This window comes from Oleiphilus sp. HI0079 (assembly GCF_001635105.1).
Map to the genome: position 1 here is coordinate 1 of NZ_LWFT01001223.1, position 1,035 is coordinate 1,035.

At 47.4% G+C, this 1,035-nt stretch carries 1 protein-coding gene; it reads left to right on the plus strand.

Features of this window, described 5'->3' with window-relative positions:
• Window positions 1–175: 175 nt before the first annotated feature.
• Window positions 176–1,035: GspE/PulE family protein (locus A3750_RS21660; protein ID WP_197475227.1), on the plus strand; the 860-nt coding region annotated here is incomplete at its 3' end.

Here is a 1,035-nt window from a genome sequence, read left to right on the forward strand (position 1 = left end):
ATGGCAATTGGCCTCGATCAGATGCAGCGATATAACGATGCTGTGCTGGCTTATCGACAGGCTTTGGCTCTGCCAAATCTGAAAAGCTCTCTAGCGAGTTTTTCCCAGTCGCGCTTGCAACAACTTACGTTGTAAGTGTTCTTTCCTAACCAACTAGGCTAAAGATTTTCACAGTATGAGTGAACCGAAGAAAAAAATCCGGATTGGCGATCTTTTGATCCAGAATGGCGTTATCACTGAAGAGCAGTTGATGACGGCTCTGGGTGAGCAAAAAAAGTCTGGAAGAAAGCTGGGCCAGACGCTCATTGATCTTGGATACGTCGATGAAGACAGTTTGCTTAATCTGCTTTCTCGTCAGCTTGAAATCCCCTTCGTCCAGCTCAAGCACTATCAGTTTAATCAAGAGTTGATCAAAAAACTTCCGGAGGCATTGGCGAGACGATTTCGGGCTATAGTCTTGGATGAGCAGCAGGGTAGCTTGCTCATTGGTATGGCTGATCCAATGGATCTAATGGCTCTGGATGAAATTTCTCAAAAAGTACAACAACCTACGCGTCATGCCGTGGTCCGTGAAAGTGAGCTGCTTAGCACGCTCGATATGGTGTATCGACGAACGGACGAAATTTCGAACCTCGCAGAGGAGTTAGATAGCGAGCTTTCCGACGATGCATTTGATCTTGCCGAGCTTACAGCGACAGGCGATGACTCTGATGCTCCGGTGGTGAAACTGCTGCAATCGATTTTCGAAGATGGCGTGATGGCGCGAGCATCGGATATCCATATCGAACCGGATGAGAATGTGGTGCGCATTCGGTTGCGAATTGATGGTGTTTTGCAAGAGCAGGAAATGAAGGAAACGCGGATTAATGCTGCGCTAGTTCTTCGCTTGAAATTGATGTCGGGACTGAATATCTCTGAAAAGCGCGTTCCGCAAGATGGGCGGTTTAATATTCGCGTCAAGAACCGGTCGATTGATGTACGGTTATCCACAATGCCTACCCAGTACGGCGAATCAGTCGTAATGCGTTTGCTAGA